Here is a 15,358-nt window from a genome sequence, read left to right as displayed (position 1 = left end):
CCATGAGCTTCTCCCCCCAGGAAGCCTTGCATCGCACCATCGAGCACCGCGAGATCTTCTTCGACGAAATGGTCGACCTGATGCGGCAGATCATGCGCGGCGATGTCTCGCCGATGATGACTGCGGCCATCCTCACCGGCCTGCGCGTGAAGAAGGAGACCGTGGACGAGATCGCCGCGGCGGCCACCGTGATGCGTGAATTCGCCCGGCCAGTGCCGGTGGCCGACACCACGAACCTGGTCGATATCGTCGGCACCGGTGGTGATGGTTCGCACACGTTCAATATCTCCACCTGCGCGATGTTCGTGGCCGCCGCCGCAGGCGCGCGCGTGGCCAAGCATGGCAATCGCAGCGTGTCGTCGAAGTCGGGCAGCGCCGATGCACTGGAAGCGCTGGGCGCGGTGATCGAGCTGCAGCCGGAGCAGGTAGCGCAGGCCATCGAACGGACCGGTATCGGCTTCATGTTCGCGCCGATCCATCACCCATCGATGAAGGTCGTCGCACCGGTGCGGCGCGAGATGGGCGTGCGCACCATCTTCAACATCCTCGGCCCGCTGACCAACCCGGCCAGCGCACCGTCGGTGCTGATGGGCGTCTTCCATCCCGACCTGGTGGGCATCCAGGCGCGCGTGCTGCGCGAGCTGGGCACCGAACGTGCCATGGTGGTCTGGGGCCGCGACAACATGGACGAGATCTCGCTGGGCGCTGGCACCCTGGTGGGCGAACTGCGCGATGGCAGGGTGCGCGAGTACGAGATCCATCCGGAAGACTTCGGCATCGCCATGTCGGCCAGCCGCAACCTGCGCGTGGACGGCCCGGAGCAGTCCATCGCGATGCTGCGCGCGGTACTGGACAGCGAGCCTGGCCCGGCGCTGGATATCGTCGCGTTGAATGCCGGCGCCGCCCTGTACGTGGCCGGCGTGGCCAGCGACATCGGCGATGGCCTGGCCCGCGCCCGTGCCGCCATCGCCAGTGGCAGCGCCCGCCAGCGCCTGCAGCAGTATGTTGAAGCCACCCGCGTGCTGGTTGCCTGAGCGCGCCGTTCAGCCTGACCCCGTCGATGGCCGATAATGGCCGTCCTCACCGCCCCCCGCACCGAACCGAAGACGATGAGCGACATCCTGCAGACGATCCTGGCCCGGAAGGCCGAAGAAGTGGCCCAGCGTCGCGCCCAGCGCCCGCTCGCAGAGCTGCAGGCCGCCGTGGCCAGCGCCCCGCCGGTGCGTGGCTTCGTGCGCGCGTTGCAGGCGGCAGTGGCCAACGGGGACCCGGCGGTCATTGCCGAGGTGAAGAAGGCCAGCCCGTCCAAGGGCGTGATCCGCCCGGACTTCCGCCCGGCCGACATCGCCGTCAGTTATGAATTCGGGGGGGCCAGCTGCCTGTCGGTGCTGACCGACGTGGACTTCTTCCAGGGCGCAGATGCCTACCTGCAGCAGGCGCGCGAGGCCTGCACGCTGCCGGTACTGCGCAAGGACTTCGTGATCGACGCCTACCAGGTGTACGAGGCGCGCGTGCTCGGGGCCGACTGCATCCTGCTGATCGTCGCCGCGCTGGACGACACCCAGCTGGCCACGCTGTCCGAACTGGCGCTGTCGCTGGGCATGGACGTGCTGGTGGAAGTGCACGACATCGATGAACTGGAGCGCGCGCTGCAGGTGCCGGCACCGATGATCGGCATCAACAACCGCAACCTGCGCACCTTCGAGGTGTCGCTGCAGACCACGCTGGACATGCGGACCGCGGTGCCGCGTGACCGCCTGCTGGTCACCGAGAGCGGCATCCTCGGCCCGCAGGACGTGGCGCTGATGCGCGATGCCGGCATCCACGCGTTCCTGGTCGGCGAGGCCTTCATGCGCGTGGAAGAACCGGGCGAGGGCCTGCGTCAGCTATTCTTCGCGGCATGACAACGCACTATCCGACGCCGCGCGATGACGCGCCGCTGGTGGTCTTCGACTTCGACCACACCCTCTACGACGGTGATTCGGGCACCCACCTGTTCGCCTCGCTGATCAAGCGCAACCCGCTGCGCATGCTGGCGGCGGCGCTGGTCACGCCGATTGCCGGGCCGATGGTGGCGCTGCTGCCGACCCGGCGCGCGGGCATTTCGATCTACGTGTGGATCGGCAGCTTCGGCCTGCACCGTGCACGTGATTTCAACAAGGTGATCGACGCCTACGTGCTGCGCAACGAGGCGCAGATGCGCGCAAAGCTGCTGCCGCAGGCGCTGGAAGTGTTCGCCGCGCACCGCGCCAAGGGAGATCGCGTGGTGGTCGCGACCGGCGCACCGCCGGAGCTGGCACGCGCGATCCTGGCCTTCGTCGCCCACCAGGATGTACCGGTGATCGGCACCGAGGTCGGCCCGCGGCTGGGCGGCGTTGGCCCGACACGCCACTGCCACAACGAAGAGAAGATGCGCATGCTGCGCGAGCGTGGCTATGGCGACATCGATATCGCGTACTCCGACAGCAGCGCCGACCTGCCGCTGCTGCTGGCCGCCAAGGTGCCGGTGGTGGTGAACCCGAAGCCGGCCCGGGTGGCGTTCTTCCGCCGCGTGCTGCCGGCCGGCACCCGCATCCTCAACTGGGGCTGCGTGGACCGGGGCGGCGACAAGGCGTAGCCCGGGGTCAGATCCCCGTAGGGGCTCTGACCCCATCGCACGATGACGGACCTGCCGGCCGCTGGCCGGCAAACGCTCAGCGCCCCAGGTGACCGTACACCGCATGCCCGATCTGGAACAGGCTGATGCCCAGCACCAGCACGCCAACGGCCACCAGCACCCAGCGCTCCTTCACCCGCTTGACCAGGATCGCGGCCACCGGGGCCGCCATCATGCCGCCGACCAGCAGGCCGGCCACGATCTGCAGGTGCTGCATGCCCGTCGACAGCAGGAAAGTGGCCGACACCGTGAGCGTGACCACGAACTCGGCGGCACTGACCGTGCCGATGGTGGTGCGCGCCTGGCCACCGCGGGCAAGCAGGGTGGAGGTGGCGATCGGGCCCCAGCCGCCGCCGCCACTGGCGTCGAGCAGCCCGGCGAACAAGCCCAGCATCGGAACCCGGCGGATTTCGCCCCGCGGCATCCAGCGGCCTGCCGCGCGGGCCAGGATGACCACGGCCAGCACCAGCAGGTACAGATAGATCAGCGGCCGGATGATCTCGCCAGGAACCTGGGTGAGCACGTACGCCCCCAGCGCGCCACCGAGCGCACCCGGCAGGGCCAGGCGCAGGAACAGGCGCCTATCGACATTTCCGGCTGCAAGGTGCGACACGCCCGAGGCGCCAGTGGTGAACACTTCGGCGGTGTGAATGCTGGCGCTCACCTGCGCCGGTGGCAGGCCCATGCTCAGCATCACCGACGAAGACACCAGCCCGAACGCCATGCCCAGCGCGCCGTCGACCAGCTGCGCGCCGAGGCCGATGAGAATGAACCACCAGAATTCGCTGCTCAGCTCCATGCGACGAGCCTAGCCCAGCAGGCCGCGCAGGGGCCGTGTAGAGCCGAGCCCATGCTCGGCTGCCTTCGGCGTACCGCAGCCGAGCGTGGGCTCGGCTCTATCAGGATGGCCGCAGCGTTGGGTTGCCTCGCAATCAACGGGTGCCGTACAGCACCACGGTCTTGCCGCGTGCGTGCAGCAGGCCATCGGTCTGCAGCTTCTTCAGCACGCGGCCGGCCATCTCGCGCGAGCAGCCGACCAGGCGGGCCAGCTCCTGGCGCGAGACGCGCAACTGGCTGCCCTGCGGATGGCTCATCGCTTCCGGCTCCTGTGCCAGGTCGTGCAGGGTGCGCACGATCCGGTCGGTGACATCCAGGAACGCCAGGCGGCTGGCCTTGCGGCTGGTATCGAGCAGGCGCTTGGAGATCTGCTGGCCCAGCGCATACAGCAGGCGCGGGGCATCGGCCGACAGCGGGCCGAGGAACAGCTGGTGCAGCCGCTCGTAGCTGATCTCCGCCAGCTCGCAGGCGGTACGGGTCCGCAGGATCACTTCGCGGCGGTCCGATTCAACGAACAGGCCCATCTCGCCGACGAATTCGCCGGCACCGAAGTAGCCCAGCACGAGCTCGCGATCATCATCTTCCTCGGCCATGATGGAAACCGAGCCGCTGATGACGTAATACAGGGTTCCCGCCGGGTCACCGGGTCGGAAGACGTCGGTACGGGTGGGATATCGCCGCCGGTGGCTGTGCGCCAGGAAACGATCGATTGTGGCGATATCCAAGGCCAGTGGACTGCTAGCTAGGCGCACGGTTGACACGATAGGAGCGCTCCCTCTGCGCATGAACGGATTCACGGGGTGGATGGCGGAGCTTAACCAGCGCAATTGTTAAGGGCAAACAGTGTGCCAGAACTCTTGCGTCTTCACGTTCCCCCCGGGGGCAGTTTGCCCCATAATTCCCCCTTTCCCTTCTTACACAGGAATCGACCGCCGTGGTCAAGCCGTTGCCTCGCCTGAGGCTGCAGGGTTTCAACAACCTCACCAAGGCGCTGAGCTTCAACATCTATGACGTGTGTTACGCGCGCACCGAAGAGGAGCGTCAGCGTTACATTGAATACATCGATGAAGAGTACAACGCCGACAGGCTGACTCAGATCTTGACCGATGTCGCCGAGATCATCGGCGCCAACATCCTGAACGTGGCCCGCCAGGACTACGATCCGCAGGGTGCCTCGGTGACCATCCTGATCTCCGAAGAGCCGGTGATCGACAAGAAGCTGGCCGGCAAGGAGCTGATCTCCGACGCCGTGGTCGCGCACATGGACAAGAGCCACATCACCGTCCACACCTACCCGGAAACCCATCCGCAGGAAGGTATCGCGACGTTCCGCGCGGACATCGACGTGGCGACCTGTGGCGTCATTTCCCCGCTGAAGGCCCTGAATTACCTGATCGAAAGCCTTGAGTCGGACATCGTGATCATGGACTACCGTGTCCGTGGCTTCACCCGCGATGTGAAGGGCAAGAAGCACTTCATCGACCACAAGATCAACTCGATCCAGAACTTCCTGGCCAAGAACATCAAGTCGCGTTACGAGATGTTCGACGTCAACGTCTACCAGGAGAACATCTTCCATACGAAGATGCACCTGAAGGACTTCGACCTGGACCAGTACCTGTTCGAGGAAAAGGCCAAGAACCTGTCGTTCAAGGAACGCATGAAGATCGAAGCGCTGCTCAAGCGCGAGATCGAAGAGCTGTTCCACGGCCGCAACCTGTCCGAGTAAGCCCCGTGCGCGGTGCCCGCAGGCATCGCCACCCAGGCGGGACGACCCGCCCTGTGGAACCTGCGTCGCCAGCGCGATACGGTTCCACGGTGATGTACCGACCCACGGCCCGGTGTGAAAACACCGGGCTGTTTCGTTTTTCAAGAAAGGTAAGGAGCCCCCACCCATGCCCTGGATCTACCTGCTGCTGGCCGGCCTGTTCGAGATCGGCTTCGCCCTCGGAATGAAGTACTCCGAAGGCTTCAGCAAACCCCTGCCCACCGTCGCCACGGTGGTGTCTGCCCTGATCAGCCTGTACCTCATGAGCCAGGCGATGAAGAGCATTCCGGTCGGCACGGCCTATGCGATCTGGACCGGCATCGGCGCCATGGGCGTAGCGGTGCTGGGCATCTACCTGTTCAACGACAGCGCTTCGCCGGCCCGCCTGGCCTGCGTGGGCCTGATCGTGGCCGGTGTGATCGGCCTGAAGCTGGTCTCGCCGAACTGATTGATGGCCCGACCAACGGTCGGGCCCCACCGTCGGCCCCCCCCCGCACCTCCTGGTAGGCCCGTACCGTTGGTGCGGGCGACCGCTTCAAATGCGGTAGGCGATGGTCTTCATTACCCTGGAGGCCAGCGCCATCGCGCCGGGTATCGGGAACGGCAGGCGGCGGGCACCGGCCTGCTCGGCATGGTCCGCATGGCGGGCCTCGTCTTCCTTCATCACCTGGATGACCGCGCGGCTGCGCAGGTCGCCGGCGGGCAGGTCGACCAGATGCTCGTCCAGGTGGGCCTCCACCTGGCGCTCGGTCTCGACCACGAAGCCGAGGTTCCAGCCGTCACCGCGCAGCCCGGCCAGCGTACCGATGGTATAGCTGCCGGCGTACCACAGCGGGTTGAACAGGCTCGGGCGGCTGTCCAGTTCGCCCAGGCGCGTCGCGCACCAGGCCAGGTGGTCGGTTTCCTCCTGTGCCGCCTCCAGCAGGTGCTCGCGCGTGGCTGGGTCACGGGCCACGGCGGCCTGACCGAAGTACAGTCCCTGCGCGCAGACCTCGCCCACATGGTTGATCCGCATCAGCCCGGCCGCGTGCCGTCGCTCCGTGCGGTCCATGCCTGGCTCGTCGGTGCCTGCGGCGGGGTAGGGACGGGCCGCGGGCGGATTGCCGAACACCGTGTCCAGGGCGCGTTGCGCCTCTGTCAGCAGGTGGTCCAGCGGGGTGATCTGGCGGAGCACGGTCATGGCGGCATGCGGTGGAGCAAAGGACCCCCCGATTCTCGCCCGGCCCCGTCCCCGTGCCAACCCGGAGACGGGCAGGCTTGCAAAGGCGGCCAGGCCTGCGTACAATCCCGCCTCTTGCGCTTTACCTTTCACAACGCGTGGCAGAGTTCCGGCGAGCCCTTCGCCGCAATGAGCCCGACCTAACCTAGAGTTCTTCATGAGCACTTTCACTGCCAAGAACGAGACCGTCCAGCGCGACTGGTACCTCGTCGACGCCGAGGGCAAGACCCTGGGCCGTCTCGCCACCGAGCTGGCCCGCCGTCTGCGTGGCAAGCACAAGCCGGTCTACACCCCGCACGTTGATACCGGCGACTACCTGGTCGTCATCAATGCAGAAAAGATTGCCGTCACCGGCAAGAAGCTGCAGGACAAGATGTACCACCGTTTCACCGGCTACATCGGCAACCTGAAGACCGAATCCCTGGCCCAGGCGCTGGAGCGCCACCCGGAGCGCGTGATCGAGATCGCGGTCAAGGGCATGCTGCCGAAGGGCCCGCTGGGTCGCCAGATGTACCGCAAGCTCAAGGTCTACGCCGGCACTGAGCATCCGCACGCCGCACAGCAGCCGCAGGTTCTGGATATCTAATCATGGCTATCACTCAAAACTACGGCACTGGCCGCCGCAAGTCCTCCACCGCTCGCGTGTTCCTGCGCAAGGGTTCGGGCAACATCACCGTCAATGGCCGTCCGCTGGACGAGTTCTTCGGTCGTGAGACCGCGCGCATGATCGTGCGCCAGCCGCTCGAGCTGACCAAGAACACCGAAAGCTTCGACATCCTGGTCACCGCCACCGGCGGCGGCACCACCGGCCAGGCCGGTGCGATCCGCCTGGGCATCGCCCGCGCCCTGGTCGAGTACGACGAAGGCCTGAAGTCCGAGCTGCGCAAGGCCGGCTTCATGACCCGTGACGCCCGTGAAGTCGAGCGCAAGAAGGTTGGCCTGCACAAGGCTCGCCGCGCCACCCAGTTCTCCAAGCGCTGATTCACCGCGCCTGGCTGGGTCCCCTCGGGGGCCCGCTGGTTGGAAAAGCAAAAGCCCGGCTTCGGCCGGGCTTTTGTCGTTTCGGGGACATGCGTTTCGAGGTTGCGGGCCAGCGGCCGGCACTACCCATGGTTTCGCATCTCGGAAGGGGTGGGGTCAGAGCCCTTTCCTTTGGAAAAGGATCCGACCCCGGGCCTCTCTCTCTGGAGGAGAGCCCCCTTGATGTTCAAGGGGGTGCGCCGACAGGCGCGGGGATAAGGTGGAATGCGCGACCAAATTAAAAGCAAAAGGCCAGATCTTTCGATCTGGCCTTTTGCTTTTAATTTGGCTGCCCCGGATGGATTCGAACCACCGAATGCCTGAGTCAGAGTCAGGTGCCTTACCGCTTGGCGACGGGGCAATGTAGGTGACGCTATTTTCTCACTCTTCACGCTGAAAAACAACTTGATTTCCAATGTGGTGGCTATGGGTGGACTCGAACCACCGACCCCAGCATTATGAGTGCTGTGCTCTAACCGGCTGAGCTACATAGCCTTGGTGAGCCCGCTATTCTGCGGATGTGTACCGCCCCTGTCAACACTTTTGTGCCGTGCTTGTGGGTCGACAGGCGGCGTGGGATAGTCCCAGCCAGTAGATTTTTTAGGAGTCCGCATCGTGATCGATCCGGACGGCTATCGACCGAACGTCGGCATCGTGCTGATGCGGCAGGATGGCCAGGTGTTCTGGGCACGACGCGTGCGCCGGGACGGCTGGCAGTTCCCGCAGGGTGGCATGAACACCGACGAGACGCCTGTCGAGGCCATGTATCGTGAACTGCAGGAAGAGACCGGCCTGCTGCCCGAGCATGTGGAAGTGCTCGGGGCAACCCCCGGCTGGCTGCGCTACAAGCTGCCGGCACGGGCCATCCGCCGCAATGAACGGCAGGTCTGCATCGGTCAGAAGCAGGTCTGGTTCCTGCTGCGGCTGACCGGCGATGAATCCCATGTACGCCTGGATCACACCGACTCGCCCGAGTTCGATCATTGGCGGTGGGTGGATTTCTGGTATCCGGTGGAACACGTGGTGATGTTCAAGCGCGGCGTCTACGCACGTGCCCTGCGACACCTGGCGCCGCTGGCGCGCGGAGTGGCCGGGCAGGGCGTCACCGCCATGCCCAAGAGCGCCGCCGAGGCCTGGATGCCGGGCCATACCGCCGGCCATGACCGCCCCCGCAAGCGCCCGCGGACCCGGGGCTATTGGCCCAAAAAGGCGCAGGGCGACGGCCCGGGCAGCTGACCGGGCTGAACGGTATCGAGAATGATTCAGGTCAATGATTGACAACCATTCTCGTTTCCATTGGAATAGCGGCCAGGCCACTCCTGGCCTGCCAGCCCGGTTTGCGCCTGTGTACGTCTGCATCTGCAACGGAGTCACCGACCACCAGATCCGCGAAGCCGCCAGCCAAGGGGTCAGCTCGGTGGCCGAACTGACCATGCGTACCGGTTGCGGCGCCACCTGCGGTTCCTGCCTGGACATGGCCGGCGAACTGCTGGCCAAGGCACGTGCCACCCACGACCTGCCCTTGCCGGTGCTCGGACTGGCGCAGGTCGCCTGACCGCCTTTCGCGGTGCAGTGACGCCGCGTTTTCGTTTCCTTCACCCGCGCCCGCGCAGGCCAATGCGCACGATTCGCGTTCCTTCACCGACGCGCGCGAGGCGTTAAAGTGCCTGCGTTTTCAGCGTGCAGGAGCATCCCATGAAGGGCGATACCCGGGTCATCGAATTCCTCAACAAGGTCCTCTACAACGAGCTCACCGCGATCAACCAGTACTTCCTGCACGCCAAGATGCTGAAGAACTGGGGCATCAAGGAACTGGCCGAGCACGAGTACAAGGAATCGATCGACGAGATGAAGCATGCCGACATGCTTGCCGACCGTATCCTGTTCCTCGAGGGCCTGCCCAACTTCCAGGCACTGGGCAAGCTCCGCATCGGCGAAAACCCGACCGAAATCCTGCAGTGCGACCTGTCGCTCGAGCGCGAGGGCGTGGTCACGCTGCGCGAGGCCGTGGCCTATGCCGATTCGGTGGGGGACTATGTCAGCCGCCAGTTGTTCGTGAAGATCCTCGATTCGGAGGAGGAACACATCGACTGGCTGGAAACCCAGCTTGACCTCATCGAGCGCATTGGCGAGCCGAAGTACCTGCTGAGCAAGCTCGAAGAGTAAGTCAGCCGGCCAGGCCGGCGCGATGCTGTGCCAGGTAGCCGGTCAGTGCCACGCGCGCGCGGGCGAATTCGGCAACCAGCAGTGCCACGGCCACCGCAGGGCGCTGCAGGCTGCCGTTGCGTGCTTCGTGCTCGATGCGCCGCGCGACCGCCGAGAGCGACAACGCGCCGACGTTCGCACTTGAGGACTTCAGGCTGTGCGCAACGGCCTGCATGCGTGGTTCATCGCCGTTCTGCGCGGCCTGCTGCAACTCCTGCACCATTGCCGGAGCATCGTCCAGGAACACCGCCACGATCTGGAGGGCGGTGTCGCCGATCACTGCGTGCAGTTCGTCCAGCACATCGCGGTCGAGCACCGGTTGCGGCGGTAGCGCCACCTGCTTTTCCGGGTTCTGTAGAGCCGAGCCATGCTCGGCCGATGCAGCGCGACCGGAATTGGCCGTCAGCCGGGCATGGCCCGGCTCTACAGAAGGTTGTCCAGGTGATGCAGCGTTCCTGCCACCCCAGCGCTGCAGCAGTGCATGAAGGGTGGCGCGCGTGATCGGCTTGGACAGGTAGTCGTCCATGCCGGCCTGCAGGCAGCGCTCGCGGTCGCCGGCCATGGCATTGGCGGTCATCGCGATGACCGGCAGCCGCGCGCGCCCGCTTTCCGCTTCCTCCGCGCGCCACTGGCGCGTGGCTGCATAGCCGTCCAGCACCGGCATCTGGCAATCCATCAGCACGACGTCCAGGCCGCCCTCGCGCAGGGCCAGCAGCGCCTGTTCGCCATCGGCCGCGTTGCGTACGTCGCACTTGAACGCCCGCAACAGGTGATCGGCGACCATCCGGTTGACGGTGTTGTCCTCCACCAGCAGCACGCGCAGGTTCAGCGGCGGCAGCGCAGCCGCCTGTTGGCCGTCTCCGGCGTCGGCGAGCAGCGCGGCAGGGCGCGCCTGCGTTACCGGTGCGGCCAGCAGTGCGTGCAGTGCCGCATCATCGAAGTGGGCCGGCAACGCGTGCTGGTGCGGCCGCGGAGGACCTGCGTCGTCCTGCAGCCACAGCACCTGCAGCGCGTCGTCCTCGCCCCGTCCGGCCAGCACGCGCTGCAGTGTGGCTTCGCCGCCGCGGCGTGCACGGGCATCGACCAGCAGCCACGCCGGCGCAGGCTGTCCCGGGCGGGGCGCAGCGCGGAGGCGCTCGACCACCGCATCCAGCTGCTCCAGCGCCTGCACCTGCAGGCCGTGGTGGTCGGCGATGCGCCCGACGCGTGCGTGCAGGGCGCCATCGGCACTGAACAGCAGCAGAGGGGCCGGTGAGCGCGCCATTGCCGGCAGATCGCCAGGGACCTTCAACAGCGGAATCTCGAACCAGAAGGTGGCACCGTGGCCGGGCGTGGACTGGACACCGATACGGCCCTGCATCAGATCGATGATGCGCTTGCAGATGGCCAGGCCCAGGCCGGTCCCGCCATAGATCCGCGTGGTCGAAGCGTCGGCCTGGCTGAAGGACTGGAACAGGCGTGCCTGCAGCGCTTCGTCGATGCCGATGCCGGTGTCGATGATCTCGAAGCGCAGTTGATGCTGCGCCGCGCCTTCGCCCAGCCGCTGCACGCGCAGCTGTACCTGGCCGCGGGCGGTGAACTTGATGGCGTTGGCCAGCAGGTTGCTCAGCACCTGGCGCAGGCGCACCGGATCACCCCGTACCGGCAGGCGCACCGCAGGGTCCAGCTGCAGGCTCAGCGTCAGGCCCTTGGAGTCGGCGGCGCGCTGCATCAGTTGCACCACGCCGTCGAGCAGCTCGCGCAGGTTGAAGCTGGTGATCTCCAGCTCCAGTGCCTGTGCTTCCAGCCGCGAGTAGTCGAGGATGTCGTCGACAATGCGCAGCAGCTGCTGCGAGCTGGCCGAGGCGGTGGCCAGCATCTGCCGCTGGTCCTCGCCCAGGGGGCCGCGCGCGATCAGCTCCAGCATCGGCAGGATGCCGTTCAGCGGGGTGCGGATCTCATGGCTCATCGTGGCCAGGAACTCGCCCTTGGCCAGTGCGGCCGCCTCGGCGGCCTGCTTGGCCTGCAGCAACTGCTGCTCGAGCTGGCCCTGGCGTTCATTGGTAAGGCGCAGCTGGTCGCGCTCGCTGGCCAACCTGTTGCGTTCGTCCCGCAGCACGTCCAGCGCACGGCCACGGGCGCGCAGGCGAATGCCCATCGGCAGCAGTGCGATGGCGGCTGCCGCAAGCGCCACCAGCAGCGCGCCCCACAGTGGCATGTCAGAGCACCGCGTTGTGGAAGTCGAAGTTCAGGTCGCTGCCGGCCGACTGCACCATGTTTCCCTGGATATAGTCGACGCCACCGACCCACATCGCTGCCGCTGCCTGTGGATCCTCGATCTGCTGGCCGATGATCTGCAGTCCCGCAGCGTGTGCCTGTGCGATCACTTTCCGCAGGTCCTCGCGCGTGGCCGGGCTGGAATGCGTGCTGGAGAAACGCGCGGCCATGCGCACGAATGACAAGGGCAGCTGGGTCAGCAGTGCATCGGATTCGCCACTGGGCTCGAACTGGCTCAGGCAGAAGCGAACCCCGGCACCGGCCATGCGCTGGCAGAACTGCTGCAGCAGCACCGTGTGGATCAAGGCATCCGGCAGCCGCACATCGATCACCAATGCACTGCCGGGCAGGTCGCGCTGCTGCAGCGATTCCAGCAGCCAGTCGGCGAAGGCATCGCGCTGCAGGGTGCGCAGTGATTGCGAGACGAACAGGCTCAGGGGCGGGGTCGCGTGCCGGTACAGGTCCAGCAGGCCCAGGGCATGGTCCATCACCTGCTGGTCGAGGTCGGCGATGCGTCCTGCGGCTTCCGCCGCCGGGATGACCTGGCCGGCCGACAGGACCGTGCCATCGCTCTGGCGCAGGCGCAGCAGAAGCTGGTACTGCGCGGAACTGCTGCCGGTAACGGCAACGATCGGCTGGTAGGCCAGCGCCAGTTGCCCTTCCAGCAGGGCCAGGTGTTCCTGCCCGGTGACCGCCTGGCGGTGCACGTGGCCGGCGACGCCGGCACTCAGCAGGCGCGCCTGCAGGGTGGTCCGCTCCACCGCCTCCAGCGCGCTGCCGGCATCGTCGAAGCCCGGCGACAGTGGCGCGTAGCCGACCACGCCACGCAGATGCACGGATTCGTCGTCGCGGATCACGAAGGCGCGCGCTGACAGCTGCTCGCGCAGGCTCGTGGCAACACCCTCCAGGCCGTCTTCATCGGCATTGCGGGCCAGCAGCAGGAAGCTGTTGTCGTTCAGGCGCGCCAGCAGGTGCGGATGGCCGGCTTCGGCGAGACGCTGCCCGGCCTGCACCATCAGGCGTTCGAAGGCGGCATAGCCATAACGTTCGCGCAGGCCCAGCGCGCTGGCGACTTCGATGAAGAACACGCCGCCGTGATCGTGATGCGCAAGTGCGGTGTCGAGCTGCTGCAGGACGTGCTGGCGCGTGGGCAGGCCGGTTTCCGGATTGCTGGTGGCCGGAGTGCCGGGTGCGCCAGGCAGGGTCGCGGCCTGTGCACGCGCACGGCGGATCCGGTTGGCCACGGCCGCGATCAGGTGGCGCGGGCGGATCGGCTTGCTGAGGTAGTCATCGGCCCCGCTGTCGAGCACTTCGAACTGCCGTTCCGGGTCCGGGTCGCCGCTGAGGAACACGATCGGCAGCAGCTGCAGGCCGGGCTGCTGGCGGATCAGCGCAGTCAGGCGCATGCCGTCCAGGCCGGGAAGGTGCAGGTCCATCAGGATCAGGTCGGGACGATGTTCCCTGATCGCCTGCAGCGCGCCATCGGCGTCGCCGTGCACGATCGCCTGCATGCCGGCGCCATGCAGCACGCTCTGCGCGAACAGGGCCTGGGCGCGATCATCCTCGACGATCAGGACACGGTAGGGCGAATCGGACGGCGATGGGGCCTGTTCGTTGTTGCCTGCTTCGTCCAGAGCGACCGGGCCGGGCAGCGGCGGCGGTGCGCCGTTGGGCGGCGGCGCCGCGCCGCTTGCCGCCGCGGATGGGATCACGGCGGGACCTGCCGTGTCACGGGCCCAGCGTTGCCAGTGATCGGCCGGAGGGGTTTCAGCGCGTCCCGGGCGGGCGCCCGCGGGGGATTCGAATGCGGCCATCGGTGCTCCTGGTGTTCGCGTCCATTATGCGACAAGCCCGGCGGTCAACCGCTGCCGGCCTCTCCCGGCGGTGCCGCCGATGCACCGCGTGCCAGCCAGCGCACGCCTTTCCACAAGGTGCGCCAGACCAGCCAGACCAGCAGTGCGCCGGCCAGGCTGCAGGCCAGCACCACTCCCAGTGCGATCCACGGGTGCGCCAGGGCCAGGGCCAGCCCACCCACCACGACGGTGTCTTCGGCGACCGAAGCGATCCAGTTGCTAGCGGGTTCCGGCGAGGTATTGAGCAGGGCACGGGTGCCCGCCTTCAGGCCATGGCTGGCCAGCGCGACGCCGGCGCCGGCGGCGAGAGCGCCGGTACCCAGCTGGCCATCGGGCGACAGCGTGGCGGCGGCGAGGAAGGCACCGGCAGGCACGCGCGCCAGCGTCTGCACCAGGTCCCAGGCCGAGTCGACGCCGGGAATCTTGTCGGCGAAGAACTCTGTCACCGCCAGTGCCGCCGAGGTGCCCAGCACCCACCACGATTCCGTGGCCTGCAGTGCGGGTGGCAGGTCGACCCAGCCGAGCAGGCCGGCCAGGCCGACGCCGAACACGGTGAGGTAGACACGGATGCCGGCCAGCCAGGCCAGCAGGATGCCGATCACGAACAGGTGGGCTTCGGTCATGGCGGGGCTCCGGCGACGGAACTGTGCAGGGGGCCACACTATCGGCGATGGCGTGCCTGAACGCCACCGGCGCTGGCCAGCCACGGCGCAGGAAACCCCTCGTCCTGGCATACACTAGTCCGTCGCTTGCCACAGGGGCCGTACCGGCATCGTCCCGCGATGCCCCGGAAACCACCCATGAACAACCGTCCTCCCATGCGCGTGCAGGTCCGCCTGCCCGGCGCGCCGCAACCGCCGACCGACCGTCGCCGCCTGCTGGTGATCGGCGGCATCTGGCTGCTCAGCCTGGTGCTGGCGGCGCTGGGCGGCTGCTGGATGGCCACGCCGCGCGATGCGCAGGGCCAGCGCCTGCAGGCTGCCGAGAAGCGTGCCGAGGTACTGCAGGCGCAGGTGACCGAACTGCGCCAGAAGCAGGCCACGCTGGAAGCTTCCGATCGCATCAGCCGCGCCGCCAACACCGAAGTACAGTCGTCGCTGGCCGAACGCGACGAAGAAATCGCCGGCTTGCGTGCCGACGTCGCCTTCTATGAGCGACTGGTCGGTTCGACCAGCCAGCGCAAGGGCTTGAATACGCATTCGATCGAGTTCAGCCCGGAAGCGGCCGGGACCTGGCAGTACACCGCCGTGCTGACCCAGAATCTCAACCGCGGGGCCATCAGCCAGGGGCAGATGCGTTTCACCGTGGAAGGCGTGAAGGACGGCAAGCTGGCCACGATCAGCTGGGATGATCTGCACCAGCGCAGCAAGGTGCCGGGACAGGACTACTCGTTCCGGTACTTCCAGCAGCTCACCGGCAGCGTGATGCTGCCGGCTGACTTCACCCCGCAACGCGTGCGGGTGACATTGGGGAGTGGTGCGGGGGGCACCACCCAGGTATTCGACTGGAAACAGGCCGGTGCGCCGGCCAGCAACGGGGAGTAG

At 66.9% G+C, this 15,358-nt stretch carries 17 protein-coding genes and 2 tRNA genes; 11 read left to right on the top strand and 8 right to left on the bottom strand.

The window, feature by feature from the left end; genetic code table 11:
* Positions 1-2 precede the first annotated feature (2 nt).
* From trpD to A9K58_RS04420, 3 genes are all read left to right on the top strand, one after another.
* Positions 3-1,034 (top strand): anthranilate phosphoribosyltransferase, encoded by a 1,032-nt coding sequence (gene trpD, locus A9K58_RS04430; RefSeq protein ID WP_065198194.1) that lies wholly within the window; start codon positions 3-5, stop codon positions 1,032-1,034.
* 75 nt (positions 1,035-1,109) lie between these two features.
* Positions 1,110-1,904: an indole-3-glycerol phosphate synthase TrpC gene (gene trpC, locus A9K58_RS04425; protein ID WP_065198445.1), complete on the top strand. Its 795-nt coding sequence runs from the start codon at positions 1,110-1,112 to the stop codon at positions 1,902-1,904.
* Positions 1,901-2,617 (top strand): haloacid dehalogenase-like hydrolase, encoded by a 717-nt coding sequence (locus tag A9K58_RS04420; RefSeq protein ID WP_065198193.1) that lies wholly within the window; start codon positions 1,901-1,903, stop codon positions 2,615-2,617. Before trpC ends, A9K58_RS04420 begins: the two co-directional genes overlap by 4 nt.
* 76 nt (positions 2,618-2,693) lie before the next feature.
* On the opposite strand, the gene A9K58_RS04415 is transcribed toward A9K58_RS04420, so the two are convergent.
* Positions 2,694-3,455, bottom strand: coding sequence for a sulfite exporter TauE/SafE family protein (locus tag A9K58_RS04415; RefSeq protein WP_065198192.1), 762 nt, complete (start codon positions 3,453-3,455; stop codon positions 2,694-2,696).
* Between the two features lie 133 nt (positions 3,456-3,588).
* Entirely contained in the window at positions 3,589-4,278 is a 690-nt protein-coding gene (gene crp / locus A9K58_RS04410) for a cAMP-activated global transcriptional regulator CRP (RefSeq protein WP_010482649.1), read from the bottom strand.
* 149 nt (positions 4,279-4,427) lie between these two features.
* Between crp and speD the strand changes: the two genes are divergently transcribed.
* Positions 4,428-5,222, top strand: coding sequence for an adenosylmethionine decarboxylase (speD, locus tag A9K58_RS04405; RefSeq protein ID WP_005411315.1), 795 nt, complete (start codon positions 4,428-4,430; stop codon positions 5,220-5,222).
* A gap of 166 nt (positions 5,223-5,388) precedes the next feature.
* Entirely contained in the window at positions 5,389-5,709 is a 321-nt protein-coding gene (locus A9K58_RS04400; RefSeq protein WP_005419816.1) for a DMT family transporter, read from the top strand.
* A gap of 87 nt (positions 5,710-5,796) precedes the next feature.
* Here A9K58_RS04400 and coq7 read toward each other — a convergent pair whose 3' ends face one another.
* Entirely contained in the window at positions 5,797-6,441 is a 645-nt protein-coding gene (gene coq7, locus A9K58_RS04395) for a 2-polyprenyl-3-methyl-6-methoxy-1,4-benzoquinone monooxygenase (protein WP_065198191.1), read from the bottom strand.
* A gap of 196 nt (positions 6,442-6,637) precedes the next feature.
* Here coq7 and rplM point away from each other — a divergent pair, with 196 nt between their 5' ends.
* Positions 6,638-7,066 carry a 50S ribosomal protein L13 gene (rplM, locus tag A9K58_RS04390; RefSeq protein WP_005414692.1) on the top strand — a complete coding sequence of 143 codons (429 nt, stop codon included), beginning with the start codon at positions 6,638-6,640 and terminating at the stop codon, positions 7,064-7,066.
* Between the two features lie 2 nt (positions 7,067-7,068).
* Positions 7,069-7,461, top strand: a complete 393-nt coding sequence (gene rpsI / locus A9K58_RS04385; protein WP_065198190.1) for a 30S ribosomal protein S9 — start codon at positions 7,069-7,071, stop codon at positions 7,459-7,461.
* 325 nt (positions 7,462-7,786) lie between these two features.
* Here rpsI and A9K58_RS04380 read toward each other — a convergent pair.
* Together A9K58_RS04380 and A9K58_RS04375 are read right to left on the bottom strand one after the other, a co-directional pair.
* A tRNA-Gln gene (locus tag A9K58_RS04380) sits at positions 7,787-7,861 on the bottom strand.
* A 57-nt stretch (positions 7,862-7,918) separates the two neighbouring features.
* A tRNA-Met gene (locus A9K58_RS04375) sits at positions 7,919-7,995 on the bottom strand.
* Positions 7,996-8,115: 120 nt separating this feature from the next.
* Between A9K58_RS04375 and A9K58_RS04370 the strand changes: the two genes are divergently transcribed.
* The 3 genes from A9K58_RS04370 (at position 8,116) to bfr (ending at position 9,666) form a co-directional block, all read left to right on the top strand.
* Positions 8,116-8,736, top strand: a complete 621-nt coding sequence (locus A9K58_RS04370; protein WP_065198189.1) for an RNA pyrophosphohydrolase — start codon at positions 8,116-8,118, stop codon at positions 8,734-8,736.
* Between the two features lie 109 nt (positions 8,737-8,845).
* Positions 8,846-9,055 carry a (2Fe-2S)-binding protein gene (locus A9K58_RS04365; RefSeq protein ID WP_065198444.1) on the top strand — a complete coding sequence of 70 codons (210 nt, stop codon included), beginning with the start codon at positions 8,846-8,848 and terminating at the stop codon, positions 9,053-9,055.
* 140 nt (positions 9,056-9,195) lie between these two features.
* The gene (gene bfr / locus A9K58_RS04360) at positions 9,196-9,666 is read left to right on the top strand and encodes a bacterioferritin (RefSeq protein ID WP_065198188.1); all 471 of its coding nucleotides are present in this window, start codon (positions 9,196-9,198) and stop codon (positions 9,664-9,666) included.
* 1 nt (position 9,667) lies between these two features.
* On the opposite strand, the gene A9K58_RS04355 is transcribed toward bfr, so the two are convergent.
* Genes A9K58_RS04355 through A9K58_RS04345 form a run of 3 tightly spaced genes read right to left on the bottom strand, consistent with a single transcriptional unit; the run spans position 9,668 to position 14,437 of the window.
* The gene (locus A9K58_RS04355; protein ID WP_065198187.1) at positions 9,668-11,902 is read right to left on the bottom strand and encodes an ATP-binding protein; all 2,235 of its coding nucleotides are present in this window, start codon (positions 11,900-11,902) and stop codon (positions 9,668-9,670) included.
* A gap of 1 nt (position 11,903) precedes the next feature.
* Positions 11,904-13,775, bottom strand: coding sequence for an EAL domain-containing protein (locus A9K58_RS04350; protein WP_065198186.1), 1,872 nt, complete (start codon positions 13,773-13,775; stop codon positions 11,904-11,906).
* Positions 13,776-13,819: 44 nt separating this feature from the next.
* Positions 13,820-14,437: a DUF4126 domain-containing protein gene (locus A9K58_RS04345; protein WP_065198185.1), complete on the bottom strand. Its 618-nt coding sequence runs from the start codon at positions 14,435-14,437 to the stop codon at positions 13,820-13,822.
* A 177-nt stretch (positions 14,438-14,614) separates the two neighbouring features.
* Between A9K58_RS04345 and A9K58_RS04340 the strand changes: the two genes are divergently transcribed.
* Positions 14,615-15,358: a DUF6776 family protein gene (locus A9K58_RS04340; RefSeq protein WP_065198184.1), complete on the top strand. Its 744-nt coding sequence runs from the start codon at positions 14,615-14,617 to the stop codon at positions 15,356-15,358.

The sequence above is a fragment of the Stenotrophomonas maltophilia genome, assembly GCF_001676385.1.
In the GTDB taxonomy this organism is placed as follows: domain Bacteria; phylum Pseudomonadota; class Gammaproteobacteria; order Xanthomonadales; family Xanthomonadaceae; genus Stenotrophomonas; species Stenotrophomonas maltophilia_J.
This window is presented reverse-complemented; position numbering and strand designations above follow the sequence as displayed.

Bases quoted from the DNA above. Each gene is read 5' to 3' on its own strand.
- trpD (WP_065198194.1), top strand. From the start codon at position 3: ATGAGCTTCTCCCCCCAGGAAGCCTTGCATCGCACCATCGAGCACCGC.
- trpC (WP_065198445.1), top strand. From the start codon at position 1,110: ATGAGCGACATCCTGCAGACGATCCTGGCCCGGAAGGCCGAAGAAGTG.
- A9K58_RS04420 (WP_065198193.1), top strand. From the start codon at position 1,901: ATGACAACGCACTATCCGACGCCGCGCGATGACGCGCCGCTGGTGGTC.
- A9K58_RS04415 (WP_065198192.1), bottom strand. From the start codon at position 3,455: ATGGAGCTGAGCAGCGAATTCTGGTGGTTCATTCTCATCGGCCTCGGC.
- crp (WP_010482649.1), bottom strand. From the start codon at position 4,278: ATGCGCAGAGGGAGCGCTCCTATCGTGTCAACCGTGCGCCTAGCTAGC.
- A9K58_RS04400 (WP_005419816.1), top strand. From the start codon at position 5,389: ATGCCCTGGATCTACCTGCTGCTGGCCGGCCTGTTCGAGATCGGCTTC.
- coq7 (WP_065198191.1), bottom strand. From the start codon at position 6,441: ATGACCGTGCTCCGCCAGATCACCCCGCTGGACCACCTGCTGACAGAG.
- rplM (WP_005414692.1), top strand. From the start codon at position 6,638: ATGAGCACTTTCACTGCCAAGAACGAGACCGTCCAGCGCGACTGGTAC.
- rpsI (WP_065198190.1), top strand. From the start codon at position 7,069: ATGGCTATCACTCAAAACTACGGCACTGGCCGCCGCAAGTCCTCCACC.
- bfr (WP_065198188.1), top strand. From the start codon at position 9,196: ATGAAGGGCGATACCCGGGTCATCGAATTCCTCAACAAGGTCCTCTAC.
- A9K58_RS04355 (WP_065198187.1), bottom strand. From the start codon at position 11,902: ATGCCACTGTGGGGCGCGCTGCTGGTGGCGCTTGCGGCAGCCGCCATC.
- A9K58_RS04350 (WP_065198186.1), bottom strand. From the start codon at position 13,775: ATGGCCGCATTCGAATCCCCCGCGGGCGCCCGCCCGGGACGCGCTGAA.
- A9K58_RS04345 (WP_065198185.1), bottom strand. From the start codon at position 14,437: ATGACCGAAGCCCACCTGTTCGTGATCGGCATCCTGCTGGCCTGGCTG.
- A9K58_RS04340 (WP_065198184.1), top strand. From the start codon at position 14,615: ATGAACAACCGTCCTCCCATGCGCGTGCAGGTCCGCCTGCCCGGCGCG.